This window comes from Nocardia sp. NRRL WC-3656, from assembly GCF_000720265.1.
GTDB classification, from domain to species: Bacteria; Actinomycetota; Actinomycetes; order Mycobacteriales; family Mycobacteriaceae; genus Nocardia; species Nocardia nova.
The window spans coordinates 358915-377943 of sequence record NZ_JOJF01000001.1 but is presented as its reverse complement, the minus strand read 5'-3'; the positions used below and the strand labels follow the sequence as shown (position 1 = coordinate 377943).

19 protein-coding genes and 1 riboswitch are annotated in these 19029 nt (G+C 68.7%); of the genes, 10 read left to right on the top strand and 9 right to left on the bottom strand.

Going from position 1 to position 19029, the window contains the following annotated elements; translation table 11 throughout:
• Positions 1–126: 126 nt before the first annotated feature.
• The 6 genes from IG65_RS0101845 (at position 127) to IG65_RS0101820 (ending at position 4400) form a co-directional block, all read left to right on the top strand.
• Positions 127–834 (top strand): response regulator, encoded by a 708-nt coding sequence (locus IG65_RS0101845; protein ID WP_030513034.1) that lies wholly within the window; start codon positions 127–129, stop codon positions 832–834.
• Between the two features lie 117 nt (positions 835–951).
• A complete protein-coding gene (locus IG65_RS0101840; protein ID WP_081879222.1) occupies positions 952–1467 on the top strand; it encodes an OsmC family protein in 516 nt (171 codons plus the stop codon).
• A complete protein-coding gene (locus tag IG65_RS0101835) occupies positions 1464–1745 on the top strand; it encodes an acylphosphatase (protein ID WP_030513032.1) in 282 nt (93 codons plus the stop codon). Before IG65_RS0101840 ends, IG65_RS0101835 begins: the two co-directional genes overlap by 4 nt.
• A gap of 24 nt (positions 1746–1769) precedes the next feature.
• On the top strand, positions 1770–2744 hold the full coding sequence (locus tag IG65_RS38860; RefSeq protein WP_231509008.1) for a hypothetical protein: 975 nt from the start codon (positions 1770–1772) through the stop codon (positions 2742–2744).
• Positions 2745–3911, top strand: coding sequence for a glutathionylspermidine synthase family protein (locus IG65_RS0101825; RefSeq protein ID WP_030513030.1), 1167 nt, complete (start codon positions 2745–2747; stop codon positions 3909–3911).
• A 36-nt stretch (positions 3912–3947) separates the two neighbouring features.
• The gene (locus IG65_RS0101820; RefSeq protein WP_030513029.1) at positions 3948–4400 is read left to right on the top strand and encodes a DUF350 domain-containing protein; all 453 of its coding nucleotides are present in this window, start codon (positions 3948–3950) and stop codon (positions 4398–4400) included.
• 24 nt (positions 4401–4424) lie between these two features.
• Here IG65_RS0101820 and IG65_RS0101815 read toward each other — a convergent pair whose 3' ends face one another.
• The 7 genes from IG65_RS0101815 to IG65_RS0101785 form a co-directional block, all read right to left on the bottom strand.
• Positions 4425–5450, bottom strand: coding sequence for a PHP domain-containing protein (locus IG65_RS0101815; RefSeq protein WP_030513028.1), 1026 nt, complete (start codon positions 5448–5450; stop codon positions 4425–4427).
• Positions 5450–6031, bottom strand: a complete 582-nt coding sequence (locus IG65_RS0101810) for a dihydrofolate reductase family protein (RefSeq protein ID WP_030513027.1) — start codon at positions 6029–6031, stop codon at positions 5450–5452. The genes IG65_RS0101815 and IG65_RS0101810 overlap by 1 nt, the downstream gene beginning before the upstream one ends.
• 63 nt (positions 6032–6094) lie before the next feature.
• On the bottom strand, positions 6095–6952 hold the full coding sequence (gene mutM, locus IG65_RS0101805) for a bifunctional DNA-formamidopyrimidine glycosylase/DNA-(apurinic or apyrimidinic site) lyase (protein ID WP_030513026.1): 858 nt from the start codon (positions 6950–6952) through the stop codon (positions 6095–6097).
• Positions 6952–7707, bottom strand: a complete 756-nt coding sequence (rnc, locus tag IG65_RS0101800) for a ribonuclease III (RefSeq protein WP_030513025.1) — start codon at positions 7705–7707, stop codon at positions 6952–6954. The genes mutM and rnc overlap by 1 nt, the downstream gene beginning before the upstream one ends.
• A 23-nt stretch (positions 7708–7730) precedes the next feature.
• Positions 7731–7913, bottom strand: coding sequence for a 50S ribosomal protein L32 (rpmF, locus tag IG65_RS0101795; protein ID WP_030513024.1), 183 nt, complete (start codon positions 7911–7913; stop codon positions 7731–7733).
• Positions 7914–7915: 2 nt separating this feature from the next.
• Positions 7916–8575: a DUF177 domain-containing protein gene (locus tag IG65_RS34270; RefSeq protein ID WP_030513023.1), complete on the bottom strand. Its 660-nt coding sequence runs from the start codon at positions 8573–8575 to the stop codon at positions 7916–7918.
• Between the two features lie 96 nt (positions 8576–8671).
• Positions 8672–9418 (bottom strand): DivIVA domain-containing protein, encoded by a 747-nt coding sequence (locus tag IG65_RS0101785; RefSeq protein ID WP_030513022.1) that lies wholly within the window; start codon positions 9416–9418, stop codon positions 8672–8674.
• Between the two features lie 251 nt (positions 9419–9669).
• Here IG65_RS0101785 and IG65_RS0101780 point away from each other — a divergent pair, with 251 nt between their 5' ends.
• From IG65_RS0101780 to coaD, 3 genes are all read left to right on the top strand, one after another.
• Complete coding sequence (locus IG65_RS0101780; protein WP_081879188.1) at positions 9670–10185, top strand: GtrA family protein; 516 nt, start codon at positions 9670–9672, stop codon at positions 10183–10185.
• A gap of 297 nt (positions 10186–10482) precedes the next feature.
• Positions 10483–11502 (top strand): hypothetical protein, encoded by a 1020-nt coding sequence (locus IG65_RS0101775; RefSeq protein WP_231509006.1) that lies wholly within the window; start codon positions 10483–10485, stop codon positions 11500–11502.
• A 45-nt stretch (positions 11503–11547) separates the two neighbouring features.
• A complete protein-coding gene (coaD, locus tag IG65_RS0101770) occupies positions 11548–12033 on the top strand; it encodes a pantetheine-phosphate adenylyltransferase (RefSeq protein WP_030513019.1) in 486 nt (161 codons plus the stop codon).
• 82 nt (positions 12034–12115) lie between these two features.
• On the opposite strand, the gene rsmD is transcribed toward coaD, so the two are convergent.
• Positions 12116–12673, bottom strand: a complete 558-nt coding sequence (gene rsmD, locus IG65_RS0101765; RefSeq protein WP_030513018.1) for a 16S rRNA (guanine(966)-N(2))-methyltransferase RsmD — start codon at positions 12671–12673, stop codon at positions 12116–12118.
• A 102-nt stretch (positions 12674–12775) separates the two neighbouring features.
• Positions 12776–16180, bottom strand: coding sequence for a pyruvate carboxylase (locus tag IG65_RS0101760; protein WP_030513017.1), 3405 nt, complete (start codon positions 16178–16180; stop codon positions 12776–12778).
• Positions 16181–16393: 213 nt separating this feature from the next.
• A riboswitch (cobalamin riboswitch) is annotated at positions 16394–16612 on the top strand.
• A 133-nt stretch (positions 16613–16745) separates the two neighbouring features.
• On the opposite strand from IG65_RS0101760, the gene metE reads away from it, so the two are divergent.
• On the top strand, positions 16746–19016 hold the full coding sequence (gene metE / locus IG65_RS0101755; RefSeq protein ID WP_030513016.1) for a 5-methyltetrahydropteroyltriglutamate--homocysteine S-methyltransferase: 2271 nt from the start codon (positions 16746–16748) through the stop codon (positions 19014–19016).
• The last annotated feature ends 13 nt before the right edge of the window (positions 19017–19029 follow it).

Genomic DNA, 19029 nt, shown 5'->3' with positions numbered 1-19029 from the left:
AGCCCGCTCGCGCCGCCGACCGGGCGCGGGTGTCCCGCAAGACACAGGAGGCGTCGTGAGCGACACTGCGCAGCCCGCTCGCGCCGCCGACCGGGTGCGGGTGTCCCGCAAGACACAGGAGGCGTCGTGACATCGGCCGAACGACCGCCGGCCGCGACCCGCGTGCTGGTCGTCGACGACGAACCGCAGATCCTGCGCGCGCTGCGGATCAATCTGTCGGTGCGCGGCTACGAGGTGATCACCGCCGCCACCGGCGCGGCGGCCCTGCGGGCGGCCGCGGAGAAACACCCCGACGTGGTCGTGCTGGATCTCGGCCTGCCCGATATCGACGGGGTCGAGGTACTGGCCGGAATTCGCGGCTGGAGTTCGATGCCGGTGATCGTGCTGTCCGCCCGCACCGATTCCTCGGACAAGGTGCAGGCCCTCGACACCGGCGCCGACGACTACGTCACCAAACCGTTCGGCATGGACGAACTGCTGGCCCGCCTGCGGGCGGCGGTGCGGCGTTCCGCCTCGACGGCCGAGGAGTCGGCGCCCATCGTGGAAACGTCCTCGTTCACCGTCGATCTCGCGGCGAAGAAGGTCGTCCGCGGCGGCCGCGATGTCCACCTCACCCCCACCGAATGGGGGGTGCTGGAAATGCTGGTGCGTAATCAGGGCAAGCTGGTGGGCCGCCGGGAACTGCTGCGCGAGGTGTGGGGCCCGACGTATGCGACCGAAACCCACTATCTCCGGGTGTATCTGGCGCAGCTGCGGCGCAAGCTCGAAGACGACCCTTCCCAGCCGAAACATCTGCTCACCGAGGCCGGTATGGGGTACCGATTCCAAGCCTGACCCGGGCCCGGCGACGCCCGGCAGAACCGGTGATATCGGACACAACGGCCTCCGCACGCCGTGGTGAAAGCCGGTGTCCGGTGCGGATATGCCGGGCACGATGGCAGGATCGACGGTATGTCCGAACAGACCGCCAACTCCGCCGCACCCACCGCCGCCGCTGCGCAGCCCGCGACCGTCGCGGCCGCCCCGCAGGCCAAGGCGCCGAAGCCGGTGACCGAATTGTGGGTGGAGCGGACCGGCACCCGCCGCTACACCGGGCGCAGCTCGCGCGGAGCCGAGGTGCTCATCGGCTCCGACGGCGTCGAGGGCGTCTTCACCCCGGGCGAGCTGCTGAAGATCGCGCTGGCCGCCTGCACCGGGATGAGTTCGGACTTCCCGCTGTCCAACCGGCTGGGCGAGACCTACGACACCACGATCCGCGTCTCCGGCGACGCCGACCGCGAGAACGAGGTGTATCCGGAACTGAACGAGATCGTCGAACTGGACCTGTCCGAACTCGACGAGGCCGGGCGCCAGCGCCTGCTGGTCACCGTGCAGCGCGCCATCGACAAGGTGTGCACGGTGGGACGGACGCTGAAGGCGGGCACCACGGTGAATCTGACGTTCCAGATCGACAAGATCGACTCGTGAGCCCCGACCCCGTCCGGCTCAGCGCCTGGGTGCACGGCCTGGTGCAGGGCGTCGGGTTCCGCTGGTGGACGCGAGCGCGGGCGCTGGAGCTCGGTTTGGTGGGCCACGCCCGCAACACCCGGGACGGCCGCGTGCACGTGGTCGCCGAGGGCCCGCGACCGGCGTGCGAGCGTTTGCTGGCATTGTTGCGGTCGGGTGACACGCCTGGTCGAGTCGACCTGGTTGTGGAAAACTGGGGCGCCGCCCTCGGCGGAATCACAGGCTTCGAGGAACGGTAGCGGCGGGGATACAGGAGTCGATCGTTGGCAACACATGAGCCGGGCGGCGGACCCGGGGATCGGGATTCGCACGACCCCCGCGACACCCCGTCCGCGGGGGAAGACAGCACCGGTGGCGGCACGGAATCCGGCGAGTCGGATCCGACGGTGCGTTTCGGCGCGCGGCCCGAAGGCGAGCGCGAAACCGGCGCATCCGAGGCGGAACCGACGAGACGCCTGAGCGAACCGGACGCCACCCTCCCGAATCCGCGGACCGCGCCGACTCTGCCCGGCACGCCCATCCTGCCCGGCTTCCCCGACCCGGCCTCGACGATTCCCGGCCTGGCCACCCCCGGTGTGCCGAACCCGCTGTCGGACAACGCTTTCGGCGCCGACGCCGGTGGGCCGGCCGATCCCGAGGGTGAAAATTCCGGCGCCGCAGGCGAATCCGACAGGCCCCGGCGCATGCGCGGGAGTATGCAGCGGCAGGAGGCCGGCGTCACCCAGCCCCGCCCGCCGACGGTGGCCGAGGCGCGGGCACGCGACAAGGCCCGCAAACGCGCCGAAGAGGCGGAGCGGGCCGCGGCGGAGGCCGCGGAAACCAAGCGGCGCAAGCGCAAACGGCTGCTCATCGGCGGCGTGGCGGTGGCCGGCATCGCCGCGGTGGTCGGCACCGGATATCTCGCCTACCAGGCCGCACACCGGCCCGCGAATGTGACCGCCTACTGCATCACCGACGACAACGGGCAACAGCAGGTCGTACCCGACGACGACTGTGTGCGCGCCCAGTCCTACGCGAGTACCGGCGGCTATTACGGCGGCGGCGGCCTCGGGCCGGGCATCTTCCTCTACAACGGCCACCAGTACCGCTACTACTACGGCGGCAACAACACCGTGGGGCGCGCGCCCGTCGGCGGCAGCACGGTCGCGCCGAAGAAGACCACCGTCAGCACCAAGAGCGGGACCGTCGTACGAGGCGGTCTCGGCAGTAAATCCGGTTCCACCAGTGGAGGCTCCTAGATGCGTCGGATGCGCAACCGGCAACGTACCGGCTGGCAGAAGATCATCGCCGATCAAGGGCTGGTATTCGGCTCGCCCGGCCGCGACGCGAACGGACAGTCGCGCCCGTACTGGGACGAATCGGTGCACTACGAATTCGATCTCGACGAGATCCTCGCGCTCGAGGCCCAGGTCGAGGTGCTGCATTCGATGTGCCTGCACGCGGTCGAGCAGATCGTGCTCACCGAGCGCTTCGCCGATTTCGGTCTGCCCGAATGGAGTTGGGAGCCGATCAAGAAGTCGTGGCATCGCAGCGACCCGTACGTCTACGGGCGTTTCGATCTGCGCTACGACGGCCGCGGCCCGGCGAAACTGCTGGAGTACAACGCCGATACGCCGACCTCGCTGCTGGAAGCGGCCATCGTGCAGTGGCACTGGCTCACCGACCTCTACCCCGACGACGACCAGTGGAATTCGCTGCACGAGCGCTTGGTCGAGCGCTGGGGCGAGCTGCTCGACCAGCTGCCCACCAATCAGCTGCACTTCACCTGGTCCTCGGCCGACGCCTCCGGCGAGGACAACGTGACCACCGCGTATATGCAGGAGACCGCCGCCGAGGCCGGTTTCGACACCATCGCGCTGCCGATCGAGGAGATCGGATTCGATACCGAGCTGGAGCGTTTCGTCGATCTGGCCGAGGCGCCGATCGGTTCGATCTTCAAGCTGTATCCGTGGGAGTGGGCGCTCGACGACGATTTCGGCAAGCGCGTGGTGGACTCCATCCCCGAGACCGCCTGGGTCGAACCCCTCTGGAAGACACTGCTGTCCAACAAGGCGCTGCTGGCGGTGCTGTGGGAGATGTATCCCGGGCATCCGAATCTGCTGCCGGCCTATCTCGACGATCCGCACGAGCTCACCGAGTACATCCGCAAACCGAAGCTGGGCCGCGAGGGCGCCAATATGACCATCGTCGGCGCCGGGATGGAGACCTCGACCGGCGGCGTGTACGGCGAGGAGGGGTTCGTCTACCAACTTCTCGATCCGCTACCGGATTTCGACGGCCTGCGGCCGGTCCTGGGCGCCTGGATCGTCGGCGACACCTCGGCCGGTCTCGGCATCCGCGAATCCCCCGGCCTGATCACCGACGACGGCTCCACCTTCGTTCCGCATCGCATTCCGACCAAGTAGCATTCAGCGACTCGATCAACATCACCGGAGGAATCTGTGTCGTCCACCCTCGCGCTCGAATCAGGGTATTGGAGCTCCGTCGGGCACGGCGTCGGCGCGATCGCGCTGTACGCGGTGCTGGGTCTGGCCCTGATGCTGATCGGATTCCAGGCCATCGACAGTTCCACGCCCGGACCGCTGCGCAAGATGGTCGCCGCCGGTAATCCGAACGCGGTCGTCATCGCCTCCGCGGGCATGGTGAGTATGGCGTTGATCGTGGTGCTGGCGATCTACTCCTCCGGCGGCCGGCTCGTCGAGGGCCTGGTCGCCACCGGCATCTACGGGCTGGTGGGCATCATCGCGCAGGTGGTCTCCATCCGGCTGCTCGAATGGCTGGTCGGCCTGCACATCGGCGATCTGCTGAAATCGTCCAGCTACCAGATTCAGTCGCTGCTGGTGGCCGCCGCCCATCTGGCGATCGGCATGGTCGTCGCGTTCGCGATCCTCTGAGCGGGCCCGGTTCGCCGTGAGGGGTCACCGCGCGGTGAACGCCAAAAGTTCATCCAGTGGCAGGCTGTTGATGATGCGATCGGCTGGGACCTCGTTCGCCGCGGCACGTTCACAGCCGTAGCCCTGCCAGTCCAGCTGCCCGGGGGCGTGCGCATCGGTATCGATGCTGAAATAGCAGCCCCTCTCCACGGCCAGGCGCAGCAGCCGGCTCGGTGGATCGAGCCGTTCGGGACGGCTGTTGATTTCCACGGCCGTCCCGTAACGGCGGCAGGCCTCGAAGACGAGTTCGGCATCGAACGACGATTCCGGCCGGATACCGCGATTACCGGCGACCAACCGCCCGGTGCAGTGGCCGAGGATGTCCACGTTCGGATTCGCCACCGCGTACACCATGCGTTTGGTCATGGTCGCCGAGTCGGCGCGGAGGTTCGAATGCACGCTGGCCACAACGACATCCAGGCGAGCGAGCAGCTCGGCCTCCTGGTCGAGGGTGCCGTCGTCGAGGATGTCGACCTCGATACCGGTGAGAATGCGAAACGGCGCGAGCCGCTCGTTGAGTTCGGCGACCACGTCCAGCTGGCGGCGCAACCGCTCCGCGGAGAGTCCGTTGGCGACTTTCAACCGCGGCGAATGATCGGTCAGCGCACAGTATTCGTGGCCCAGGGCCTGCGCGGTGCGCATCATCTCCTCGATCGGGCTGCCGCCGTCGGACCAGTCGGAGTGGGTGTGCAGATCGCCCCGCAACAATGCGCGGACCTCGCCACCGGCGGGCGCGATCGGCTTTGCGGCGGAACGCAATTCGGCCAGTCGCTGCGGTACGGCGCCGGTGCAGGCCTGTTCGATCACCGCCGCGGTCTTCGGGCCGATGCCCGAAAGTTCCTGCCAGGCACCGGATTCGCGGTAACGCTCGAAATCGGCGTCCGAGAGCTCGGCCACCACATCGGCCGCCCGCCGGTAGGCCTTGACCCGATGGGTCTGCGCGCGATCGCGTTCCATCCAGAACGCGATCTCGCGCAGCGCGGCCACCGGATCCGGAACCTGGCCGCCCACTAGGGCAACCGGCTGTATTTGATGAACGACACTCCGTCCTCGAACACCCGGCCGGTGAGCACTCGGAACAGCGCCGGCTCGGGCAGCCTCGGTCCCGCGCCGAACAGCGGCCGGCCGTGTCCCAGCACGATCGGATACAACTTGAGGAAGATCTGGTCGATCTCCGGCAGCAGCGCCTGTGCCAGTTCACCGCCGCCGCACAACCAGATACCCGAGCCCTTCTCCTGCTTGAGCCCGCGCACGCGCCCCAGCGGGTCGGAGGAGATCAGCTCGACGTCCGGATCCGGATCGCCGGGCAGGGTGGTCGACACGACGAACTGCCGCAGATGTGAATACGGGCTCGACGTGCCGGTCCGCACCCCGAAATCGTGGGTCTTGCGTCCCATGATCACGGTGTCGAAACTTTCGCCCGGACTGTCGATCCCGAGCGATTCCCGGATCTTGGTCGGTAACGTCTCCGGATACTGCGCGGTGATGGCGGGGCCGTGGTCACCGCCGACCGGGAAGAAGTCGACCGATCCGTCCGAGGTGGCGATATACCCGTCGATGGTCGAGGCCACGAAGTAGGTGAGCTTGCGCATCCGCTCTCCCTTCGTACGAAGTGGCTTTATCGGACACACCGCAAATTTAGCGCGTGCTCGCCGCTATCGCCGGGGCTTCGGCTGGCAGCGCGGACAGGAGTACGACGAGCGGTTCATGAACTTCTCGCGGCGGATCGGCGCGCCGCAGCGACGGCACGGTTCGTCCTCGCGGCCGTAGGCGGCCAGCGACCGCTCGAAGTATCCGGAATTGCCGTTGACGTTGACATACAGCGCGTCGAAGGAGGTGCCGCCGGCGTCGAGGGCCGCACCCATCACCGCCTGCACCTCGCTCAGCAGCCGCCGCAGCGCGGGCCGGGTGAGCGCGGCGGCGGGGCGTTCGCCGTGGATGCGCGCTCGCCACAACGCCTCGTCGGCGTAGATGTTGCCGATGCCCGAGACCACCGTCTGATCCAGCAGCACCCGCTTGATCTCGGACGATTTGGTCCGCATCCGCGCGACCACGGCCTCGGTGTCGAAACGGGGGTCGAGCGGATCGCGCGCGATGTGGGCGACCGATTCCGGCAGTTCCTCACCGTCGAGAGCGATGAGCCGGTTCAGCGCCCAGCCACCGAAGGTGCGCTGATCGATGAACCGCAGCTGGGTGCCGTTGTCGAGTCCGGCGACGATATGCGCGTGCTTCTCCAGCGGCGCCTGCGCGGACTGTACGAGCATCTGCCCGCTCATCCCCAGGTGGACGACGAGTGCGGCATCGGGGTCGTCGAAGGTCAGCCACAGGAATTTGCCGCGGCGGCGGGCGGATTCGATCCGCAGGCCCGCCATCCGGCCGGCCAGATCGTCACCGCCGAGTTCGTGGCGGCGCACCGACCGCGGATGTTTGACCAGGACCGATTCCACGACGTGGCCGACGACGTGCTCCTCGAGTCCGCGCCGGACCACCTCGACCTCGGGCAGTTCGGGCATCAGTCACCGGCTTCGGCGGAACCGTCCGCGGTGAGCGCCTGCCACGCAGCGCCCGCGGCCTTCTGCTCGGCTTCCTTCTTGGACCGGCCGACGCCCTGCCCGTAGGCCTGGCCGCCGATCACCGCGGTGGCGGTGAATTCCTTGTCGTGGTCGGGACCGGTCGAGGTGATCTCGTAGCTGGGCACGCCGATGCCGCGTTCCGCGGTGAGCTCCTGCAGACTGGTCTTCCAGTCCAGGCCGGCGCCCATCCGGGGACCGCGTTCGAGCAGTTCGGCGAACAGCCGCAGCACGACTCCGCGCGCGACCTCGATGCCGTGTTGCAGATGGACCGCACCCAGCAGCGACTCCATCCCATCGGCGAGAATGCTCGCCTTGTCCCGGCCGCCGGTGAGTTCCTCGCCCTTACCGAGCAGCAGATGACGGCCGAGGCCGCCCTCACCCAGGCCGCGCGCGACCTCGGCCAGGGCATGCATGTTCACCACACTGGCGCGCAGTTTGGCGAGCTCGCCCTCGGATTTCTCCGGATGCTCGAGGTACAGGCGCTCGGTGATGCTCAGACCGAGAACCGAATCGCCCAGGAATTCCAGGCGTTCGTTGGTCGGCAACCCACCGTTCTCGTAGGCGTAGGAACGGTGGGTGAGCGCCAGCCGGAGCAGGTCCGGGCGCACCTCCACGCCGAGCGCTTCCAGAAGGCTGGCGTGGTCAGCGGTATCGCCCGCTGCGGGTGCGTCCGCTTCGTCCTTACCGGCGGTCACTTCGCGGCTACCCGATCGGCAGATCAGATGGCCGAGGTGACCTGGCGGCCCTTGTAGGTACCGCAGTTCGGGCACGCGATGTGCGGGAGGGTCTTCTGACCGCACGCCCGGTTCGGGCAGGTGATCAGGGTCGGCGCGGTGGCCTTCCACTGGCTGCGCCGCGAGTGGGTGTTGGCACGAGACATCCGGCGCTTCGGAACGGCCACGACTACTTCTCCTCTGTCGTCGAACTTGCCGAACCATGGCGGTCGGCAAGCGATCGGTCTACGTCTGATGGGGCGTCGGAGACGCCGGAGCTGGGGGTTTCGCTCGCGAGTTTCGCAAGCCCCGCCCAGCGAGGGTCCAGTATCTCATGCGTGTGATCCGGACCCGCAATCGCCATCCGGACACCGCATTCCGGGCACAGCCCGGCGCAATCGGGTTCGCACAGCGGTTGCAGCGGCAATTCCAGACCGACGGCGTCGGTGACCACCGGCTCGATGTCGATCATGTCGTCGACGAGCCGGTAGATCTCGTCTTCCTCGGTGGTCTGCTCGGTCGCGCTGTCCGGATAGGCGAACAGTTCGGTGATCTCGAGTTCCAGATCGTCGGTGAACGACTCCAGGCAGCGCGAGCACTCCCCCTCGATCGGCGCCGACACCGAACCGGTGACCAGCACACCCTCCGAGACCGCCTGCAGGGTCAGATCGAGGTCGATCTCGGCACCGGCCGGGATCGCGATCAGGTCCAAGCCGATCTTCTCGGCGGCGGTGACGACCCGATGCACCTGCCGGATCGAGCCCGGGGCGCGCCCCAGACTGCGGGTGTCCAGCACGAAATCCGCGTCGGTCTGACGACGACGCGAACCGGGACCGGACTGGGCGGACATCGGACACTCACTCACGTTTCGAGGGGGTTTGGGCAACCACTCCACAGTACGCGAACTGCGCCGATCCCCCCAAATCCCGGAACGAGCGCGGGCAGATCAGCGCCGGAAGTCGGCGGCGTAGTCCGGAATGCCGGTCCCCGAACGCAATTGCTGACGACCACGGCCCACCGTCCGCAGCGTCGAGTGCAGCGTCTCCTCGAAATCGGCGAGCTGGGAATCGACATAGTGGTCGCATTCCTCGCGCAGCCGGTCGGCCTCGGTCTGCGCGGCGTCGATCAGGCGCGCGGATTCGGCGTGCGCGGCCCGCACCACCTCGGTCTGCGAGACCAGGCGCTCCTGTTCGGCCTGCCCCTCGGCCACCGATCGGTCGTAGGAGGCCTGGCCCGCCGCGATCATCCGCTCCGATTCGGTACGGGCGCGGCCGGTGAGCGCCTCGTACTCGGCCTTACCGTCGCTCACTATGCGGTCGGCCTCGGCCTGTGCGGTCGCGACCAGGTGATCGGCGTGCGCGCGGGCCTCGGCGACCATCCGGTCGGCGTGGGCCTTGGCGTCGGCAAGCAGCCGGTCGGCCTCCTCTCGGGCGCCGGCGACGGTCTGTTCGGCCTGGTCGTTCGCGCCGGTCACCGTCGCGTCGGCGGTATTGCGGGCATCGGAGACGATCTTGTCGCGGTGGTCGAGCACGTCCTGGGCGTCGTCGAGCTCGCCGGGCAGCGCCTCACGCACGTCGTCGAGCAGTTCCAGCACATCACCGCGAGGCACGATGCAATTGCGAGTCGGCGGGATACCCCGCGCCTCTTCGACGATCGCGACCAGTTCGTCGAGTGCCTCGAATACGCGATACATCCTGCTGACCCCACTCTCGTGCCGAACTACTGCTCTCGGCCCAGTGTGCCCGCATCCCGCGTGTCTGCCCAGATCACCTTCGGTGTGTCGGATGGTGTTTCCTATCCCACACAAATCAAGTGGAGGAAATCTCTCCGCTTGGTGCTATCTTTTTCTACTGAGCGGTAGACCAGCCGGAACCCGTCGCCCTCGGAGTCCGGCACTGTGCGATCGGAACGACCATGGTTGTCCTTTATCCGGCACCTCCGGGTATGTGGGTGAACCCACAGCCCGATCCGGGCGTATCCATCGTGCGCAGCGAACTGCCGGCCGAGACGCCGGAGCCGCAGCAGTCCCCGCCCGTTGTCCGCCGCCTAGCCTCGCGCTTCGCCGACTACCTGCGCGGGGACCACTGGCTGTCGCAACTCGTCCGGTTCGCGCTGGTCGGCGGTTTCAGCAATATCGGCTACTTCCTGCTCTTCTTGGCCTGCTACAGCGGCGGGCCGCAGCTGGCCAACCTGACCGGATCCATCGTCAGCACGGCACTCGCCAACGAACTGCACCGCCGCCTCACCTTCCACGCCGCCGACCGGGTCGGCTGGCTCGCCGCCCAACTCGAGGGCGGCGGACTGGCGCTGGCCGGACTCGCCATCACCTCGGGGGCGCTGGCGGTGCTCGACATCGCGGCGCCCGGCCTCGACGACGTCGCCGAGGCGATCGCCGTCATCGGCATCACCGCCGGAGTCGGCACCCTGCGCTTCCTCACGCTGCGGCTCTGGGTGTTCTGACTGTTCTGATCGCGGTGTTCCGATCGCCGGGCATTCCTGCACGGGGTGCGGCTGCAACCTGGTCATCTGTGCAAGGAACCGAGTCTCCTTACCCCACGTCCTAACTCAGCAAACGTCGTTGCGAGTTCTCATCGTGGGAGGTTCGGCAATGCACCACCGTTCGGAGAACCACTGTCCGGGAAGCCCCACCATCTGGCGGGCGGGTCTGCGCTCGGCCACTTCCCCGCGCCCGCGGGTACCGGTCCCCTGTCCTCTTCTCCCGCACCCGCGCCGAACCCGGCCGTACCAGGACCCGCAATGACGCACCGCGACACGCGTGCCGAAACCTTGTGCCGCGCAAGCCGGTCAACGGTGCAGGGCGGGGTCGCCGGGCTGCACCGGCGCCGAGACGCGGTCTCGGCGGGGGTCGGCGACGACGAGATCCGGCGGCGGTGCGCGATCGGGAGTTGGCGGCGGGTGCGGCGCGGGGCGTACGCCGAGGCCTCGCTACTCGCGGAATTGGACGGCGTGGCACGGCACCGGCTGGCGGTGGCGGCACTGCTGCCGGAGATGGCGGCCGATGCCGTGGTGAGCCACCAATCGGCGGCGGTCATGCTGGGTGCGCCGATGTCGCCGGCACTGCTGGACCGTGTGCACGTGACACGCAATCGACGCCACGGCGGGCGCATCAAACCGAATCTGCAGGTGCATTGCGCACCCGTCACCGTAGTGGCCGAACGGCACGGGCTGCTGGTGACCAGTCCCGCCCGCACGGTCATCGATCTGGCCCGCACCCTTCCGTTCGAATCGGCGGTCGTCGTCGGCGATGCCCTCGCTCGCGAATTCGGCATCACCGCACCGGCATTGGCACGCGAACTGGCCTGTGCCCGGGGCCGGCGCGGCGTCGACGGCGCCCGGCACGTGATCGGTTTCCTCGATCCGCGCAGCGCCGGAGTCGACCACTCCCGGATCCGGGTGCTGCTGCGGCTGCTCGGCTTCCCGCCGGCGGCCGCGGGTGGAGTGATCCATGCCGAGGACGGGAGAGTGCTGGGGACGGCCGACCTGTATCTCGGCCGAACCGGGGTGGTGCTCGAGGTCGACGGAAACCGGCCGAGCAGAGCGTGGGCCCATGGCGGCCCGTCGCGCCGCCCGCCGGATGCGGTGTTGCGGCGCTACGGATTTCAGCCGGTCCGCACCACCTGGCGCGGTTTGAGTACCGGCGGCACCGCGGAGCACGTACACGCCGCGCTGAGCCGGGCCCGCGAGCAGCGCCCCCGCGGTTACATTCGCCCCGCGCCCCTCCCGGCGCCGACGCCACTGCGGCTGCGTGCGCTGTGACGACCACGATCGGCTCGGCCCGCCCCGACCTGTTAGCGTCGCTGCATGGCAGGAGCACTGTGCCCCGGGTCCTTCGATCCGGTGACCAACGGGCATATCGACGTCATCTCGCGCGCGGCCGCGCAGTTCGACGAGGTCGTCGTGACCGTGATGATCAACAAGAGCAAGCAGGGCATGTTCAGCGTCGACGAGCGGATCGAGATGTTGCGCGAGGCGACCGCCGATCTGCCCAACGTACGGATCGAGTCCTGGTACGGGCTGCTGGTCGATTTCGCTCGCGAACAGGGCATCACCGCCATGGTCAAGGGTCTGCGCGATGCCACCGATCTCGGATACGAGATGCAGATGGCCCAGATGAACAAGCACCTCTCGGGCGTCGACACCTACTTCCTGGCAACCAACCCGGCGCTGAGCTTCCTGTCCAGCTCCCTGGTCAAGGAGGTGGCGACCTTCGGCGGCGACGTCACCGGCATGTTGCCGCCGGCCGTGCACAAACGTCTGCTCGCCCGCATCGCCGAACGCCGCGGCTGAGTCGGTCGTCGCGGCGGCGGGAGCCACCGCGGCGGCAGGCCTTGCCGGCGGAACGACCGTCGACCGAGCCCGGGGTCGGGGATTACCCGTGGTATTCCGCCAGATCGACGCGAGTTTCGCCGTATCGGCGCGACTTCAACGCCGAATAACCTGCGGGCCATGCCGTTTCCGCTGATCGCGCCGACCGCTCGACGACGATCAGCGCGTCCCCGTACAGCCAGCCGTTGGCCGACAACGCCCGCAGGTCGGCCTCGACAGCGGCGTCGGCGACTGCGTAGGGCGGGTCGGACAGCACCAGGTCGTACGGTTCGGCGGGTGCCGTCGCGAGGACGGAAGCGACTGTGCCCGGGCGCAATTCGGCGCCCGGGACCTCGAGATCCGCGATATTGCCGCGAATCACCGCGGCCGCCTTGCGATCGGATTCGATCAGCAGCGCATGGGACGCACCGCGCGACAGCGCCTCCAGACCGAGGGCCCCGGACCCGGCATAGAGGTCGAGTACCCGGATGCCGTCGAAATCCATGCGCGCGGAAAGCGCGTTGAACAGCGCTTCCCGCACCCGGTCCGAGGTCGGCCTGGTCCCCGCGGGCGGAACCCGCAGCCGCCGACCGCCGGCCGTGCCCGCGACGATCCGGGTCACCGCGATCCCTCCGCCACGGCAAGCCGAGGGCAAGCGCGAGCCGGTCCGTGACCGATCACGGCCGGCCCTCGCCCCGCGCGCGAATGTGGCTGACCGGCACCGTCATTCGGCCGATGTCTCGTTCATGCGCAGTTCCACCAGCAGGTCGCCGCCTTCCACCTGCTGCACCGTGCCGATCGCCACGCGGGCGACGACTCCCGCGCGGGATGCGGTGATGGCGGCCTCCATCTTCATGGCCTCGATGGTGCCGACCGTGTCACCGGCGGCGACCGTGTCGCCCTCGCCGACAGTCAGGGTGACGACACCGGCGAAGGGTGCGGCGATGTGGCCGGCGTTGTTCTTGTCGGCCTTCTCCGCCACCGGAACCTCGCTGGCGATCGAGCGGTCGCGCACCTGTACCGGACGCAGCTGCCCGTTGAGAATGCACATCACCGTGCGCATGCCGCGCTCGTCCGGCTCCGAGATCGCCTCGAGGCCGATGAGCAGAGTGACGCCCTTCTCCAGTTCGACGCGGTGTTCCTCACCGTGGCGCAGACCGTAGAAGAACTGGTTCGCCGACAATCCGGTGGTGTCGCCGTACTTCTCCCGATGCGCTAGGAATTCCGCGGTCGGAGCGGGAAACAGCAACCGGTTCAACGTCTCTCGGCGCTGCTGTGACGAACCGTCCAGTGCCGCGGCGTCTTCCGTGGTCAGCGGCACTTCCGGCTTCGCCGGACCGCGACCTTCGAGGGCGCGGCTGCGGAAGGGTTCGGGCCAGCCGCCCGCCGGGGTACCGAGTTCGCCACGCAGGAAACCGATAACCGAGTCCGGGATGTCGTAGCGCGCGGGGTCGGTGGCGAAATCGTCCACGTCCACGCCCGATCCGACCAGCGACAGGGCCAGATCGCCGACCACCTTGGAGGACGGGGTGACCTTCACCAGCCGGCCCAGCAGCCGATCGGCGGCCGCGTATTTCGCCTCGACCTCTTCGAACCGGTCGCCCAGCCCGAGTGCGATGGCCTGCTGCCGCAGATTCGACAACTGCCCACCCGGGATCTCGTGGTGGTACACCCGGCCCGTCGGCCCCGGCAACCCGGATTCGAAGGGCGCGTACACCTTTCGCAGCGCCTCCCAGTACGGCTCGAGATCGCACACGGCATCGAGGTTCAGCCCGGTGTCGTAGGGCGAATGCGCGGCCGCGGCGACGATCGCCGAGAGCGCGGGCTGGCTCGTGGTGCCTGCCATCGGCGCACTCGCCCCGTCCACGGCGTCCGCGCCGGCCTGCCAGGCGGCCAGGTAGGTGGCGAGCTGCCCGCCCGGAGTGTCGTGGGTGTGCACGTGCACCGGCAGGTCGAAGTTACTGCGCAGCGCGGTCACCAGCGTGTGCGCGGCCGGCGCCCGCAGCAGCCCGGCCATGTCCTTGATGCCGATCACGTGCGCGCCGGCCTCGACGATCTGCTCGGCGAGCTTCAGGTAGTAGTCGAGGGTGTAGAGGTTCTCGCCCGGATTCGACAGATCACCGGTATAGGACATCGCGACCTCGGCCAGCGCGGTGCCGGTCTCGCGTACCGCGTCGATCGCCGGCCGCATCTGATCCACATTGTTCAGTGCGTCGAAGATCCGGAAGATGTCGATACCGGTGTCGGTGGCCTCGCGCACGAACGCCCGCGTCACCTGCTCCGGATACGGTGTGTACCCGACGGTGTTGCGCCCGCGCAGCAGCATCTGCAAGCAGATGTTCGGAATCGCCTCCCGCAGCGCGGCCAGCCGCTCCCACGGGTCCTCGTACAGGAAGCGCAGCGCCACATCGTAGGTCGCGCCACCCCAGCATTCGACCGAGAGCAGTTCCGGGGTCATCCGCGCCACGTGCCCGGCGACGGTCAGCAGTCCGCGCGTGCGCACCCGCGTCGCGAGCAGCGACTGATGGGCGTCGCGGAACGTGGTGTCGGTGACGCCGACCGCGTCGCGCTCCCGCAACCACCGCGCGAAACCCTCGGGTCCCAGTTCGAGCAGACGCTGGCGGGTGCCGTCCGGCGGCGGCGCACTCAGATCGATCGCCGGCAGCTTGTCGTGCGGATATACCGCCGTCGGCCGCTCACCGTGCGGCTTGTTCACCGTCACGTCGGCCAGATAGCGCAGGATGCGGGTGCCGCGGTCGGCCGAACCGCGCTGGGTCAGCAGCTCGGGCCGCTCGTCGATGAACGAGGTGGTGATGCGTCCGGCGCGGAAATCCGGATCGTCGAGCACGGCCTGCAGGAACGGGATGTTGGTGGCCACGCCGCGGATGCGGAATTCCGCCACCGCGCGCCGGGCCCGTGCCACCGCCGCGCCGAAGTCGCGGCCGCGACAGGTCAGCTTGACCAGCATGGAGTCGAAGTGGGCGCCGACCTCGGCGCCGAGATTCGCACCGCCGTCGAGCCGGATGCCACCGCCGCCGGGCGAGCGGTAGGCGGTGATGCGGCCGGTGTCGGGACGGAATCCGTTGGCCGGATCCTCGGTCGTGATCCGGCACTGCAGCGCGGCACCGTGAATCGACACGCTGTCCTGACTCAGCCCCAGATCCGCCAGCGACTCGCCGGACGCGATGCGCAACTGCGACTGCACCAGATCCACATCGGTGATCTCCTCGGTCACCGTGTGCTCGACCTGGATCCGCGGGTTCATCTCGATGAACACGTGATGGCCGCGCTCGTCGAGCAGGAACTCCACGGTGCCCGCGCACGAGTACCCGATCTGGCGCGCGAACGCCACCGCGTCGGCGCAAATACGTTCGCGCAGTGCGGGTTCCAGATTCGGCGCGGGCGCCAGCTCGATCACCTTCTGATGCCGCCGCTGCAGCGAACAGTCGCGCTCGAACAGATGCATGACGTTGCCGTGCTGATCGGCCAGGATCTGCACCTCGATATGCCGCGGGTTGATCACCGCCTGCTCGAGGAAGACCGTCGCGTCTCCGAACGCCGATTCCGCCTCGCGCATGGCGGCCTCGATCGCCTCGCGCAGTTGCACCCGATCCGCCACCCGGCGCATACCGCGACCGCCACCGCCGGCGACGGCCTTCACGAACACCGGGAAGTCCATCTCCTCCGAGGCCCGCAGCAGCTCCTCGACATCGGCCGAGGGGGCGCTGGAGTTCAGCACCGGGAGCCCGGCCGCCTTCGCCGCCGCGATGGCCCGCGCCTTGTTACCGGTCAGTTCGAGCACCTCGGCCGAGGGGCCGATGAAGGTGATGCCCTCGGCCGCACAGGCCGCGGCGAGGTCCGGATTCTCCGACAGGAAGCCGTAGCCGGGGTAGACCGCATCGGCGCCGGCGGACTTGGCGGCGCTGATGATCTCGGGAATCGAGAGGTAGGCGCGCACCGGATGTCCGGGGACACCGATCTGGTACGACTCGTCGGCCTTGAGGCGATGCACCGAATTGCGATCTTCGTAGGGAAAGACCGCCACGGTGCCGATGCCGAGTTCGTAGGCGGCGCGGAAGGCACGGATGGCGATTTCCCCGCGGTTGGCGACCAGCACTTTGGAGAACATTCGATAAAGGTACCTGCCCGGCGAGCGGGGCCGGACAGTGAATACGGCTTCGCAGCCATCCTCACAAACCGGATCGGCGAGTCTGCGAAGTTGTGTTCTTCCAGCGGAAACATATGCGGCCGGGCGGGCGGCGTTTCCCCTGCCGCTCGCGGTGGATTACGCTCGGGAACGCAGCTGGTTCGCTGCCGTCGACGAGTTGGAGCCCCGAGCGTCGCGCGCAGCGTCGAAACCGGTCCTCGCGGGCCGGCGAGAGGGAACCCGGTGAGAATCCGGGACTGTCCCGCAGCGGTGAACAGGAACGACCGCCGTCATGAGCACTGGATTCATTCCGGGAAGCGACGGCCAGTAGGCGACATCCGGGGCCCTCTCCGGACCGGTCCGCACGACCGATGCCTGTGAGTCCGAAGACCTGCCGGCTGTGCCGGATACGCCGTATCCGGCGGTCACCGCCTCGTGGATCGGGTGGGCGGACCCGTGGCACACCGGATACCCCGGTGCGGCAGTGTTTTTCGGGGCTTCGTCCGTCGTGCGGCGGTGATCTGTGGCTTCCAGTTTGGAGAACACCGTGACTGTCACAACGCATACTCGCTTCACCGCAACGGTTCTGGGCCTGCCGCGCATCGGGCCGCGGCGCGAACTCAAACGTGCCGTCGAAAGCTACTGGGCCGGACGGATCGACGCCGCCGAACTCGAGCGCGTCGCCCGGCAGCTGCGCGCGCAGGGCTGGTCGGCGGCGCAGGCCGCCGGACTCGACGCGGTACCGGTGGGCACCTTCTCGTTCTACGACCAGATGCTCGATACCGCGGCGATGCTCGGCGCGCTGCCGCCGCGGGTCGCCGGCCTCGGCGATCCGCTGGACCGCTATTTCGCGGCCGCGCGCGGCGCCGAGGGCATCGAACCACTGGAGATGACCAAATGGTTCGACACCAACTACCACTATCTGGTGCCGGAGATCGGCCCGGACACCCGGTTCGCCCTCGACCCGTCGGCCCTGCTCGGCGAGCTGCGGGAGGCGCGTGAGCTGGGCGTCCCGGCACGGCCGGTGGTGATCGGGCCGGTGACCTTCCTGGCCCTGTCCAAGGGTGTCGACGGCGTCGTGCCGATGGACCGGCTGGCCGAGCTGATCCCGCTCTACCGCGAGCTGCTGGACCGGCTGGCCGACGCGGGCGCCGCCTGGGTCCAGATCGACGAGCCGGCCCTGGTGCGTGACCTCTCCGAGGCCGAGCTCGCCACCGTGCGCACCACCTACGCCGAAGTGAGCGCCGGGGACCTCCGGCCGAGCATCCTGGTGTCCACGTACTTCGGCTCCCCGGGCGCGGCACTGAGCGCCCTGGCCGCCACGCCGGTCGAGGGCGTGGCGCTGGACTTCCGTTCCGGCACCACCGTTTCCGAGGTCGCGGCGGTTCCCGCCTTGGCGGACAAGCTGGTGGTCGCCGGAGTGGTGGACGGCCGCAACATCTGGCGCACGGACCTGGAATCGGCGCTGAGTGAGCTGGCGACCCTGCTGGGTTCGGTCGGCGCGCTGGCGGTCTCGACCTCGAGTTCGCTGCTGCATGTGCCGTATTCGCTGGCCGCGGAGTCCGGCCTGGATCCGGTGTTGCGATCGTGGCTGGCGTTCGGCGCCGAGAAGATGGACGAGGTGCGGATATTGGCGCACGCGGTCGGCGCCGGCACCGACGCGGTCGCCGCGGAGCTCGCCGCATCGCGCGCCGCGATCGAGAGCCGCCGCCGCGATCCGCGCCTGCACAACGCGGCCGTGCGGGCCCGGCTCGCCGGCCTCGGCGACGATCGGGCGCAGCGGGCACCGGCGCAGCGCCGTCGCGAGCTGCAGCGCGCACAGCTGCGCCTGCCGCTGCTGCCCACGACCACGATCGGCTCCTATCCGCAGACCACCGCGATCCGCACCGCCCGCGCCGAGCTGCGCGCCGGCACGATCGACGACGCGCAGTATCGCGAGCGGATGCGCGCCGAGATCGCGGATGTGATTGCGCTACAGGAGAATCTGGGGCTCGACGTCCTCGTGCACGGTGAACCCGAGCGCAACGACATGGTCCAGTACTTCGCCGAACAACTCGAAGGATTCGCCGCGACCGACAACGGCTGGGTGCAGTCCTACGGCACCCGCTGCGTGCGCCCGCCGATCCTCTACGGCGATGTCGTTCGCACCGCGCCGATGACCGTCGAGTGGATCACCTACGCCCAATCGCTGACCGGCAAGCCGGTCAAGGGCATGCTCACGGGCCCGGTCACGATTCTGGCGTGGTCGTTCGTGCGCGACGATCAGCCACTGGCCGAGACCGCGCGGCAGGTGGCGCTGGCCATTCGCGACGAGACGGTGGACCTGGAGGCCGCCGGAATCCGTATCGTCCAGGTCGACGAGCCCGCGCTGCGCGAGCTGCTGCCGCTGCGCCGCGGTGATCAGCAGCCGTACCTGGACTGGGCGGTGGGCGCGTTCCGCCTGGCCACCGCCGGGGTTCGCGACGACACCCAGATCCACACTCATCTGTGCTATTCCGAATTCGGCGAGATCATCGGCGCGATCGCGGCATTGGACGCCGATGTCACGTCGGTGGAGGCGGCGCGCTCGCATATGGAGATCCTCGATGATCTCACCGCCGCCGGGTACGCGCTCGGTATCGGGCCCGGTGTCTACGACATCCACTCACCGCGGGTTCCGAGTGTGGCCGAAATCGAGAATTCACTGCGTGAGGCGATGAAAGCCGTTCCGGCGGAGCGGTTGTGGGTGAATCCGGACTGCGGCCTCAAAACCCGCGGCCGCGCCGAGGTGGAGGCGTCGCTGCGCAATATGGTCGAGGCGGCCGCGCTGGTGCGCTGATGCAGTGACGCGC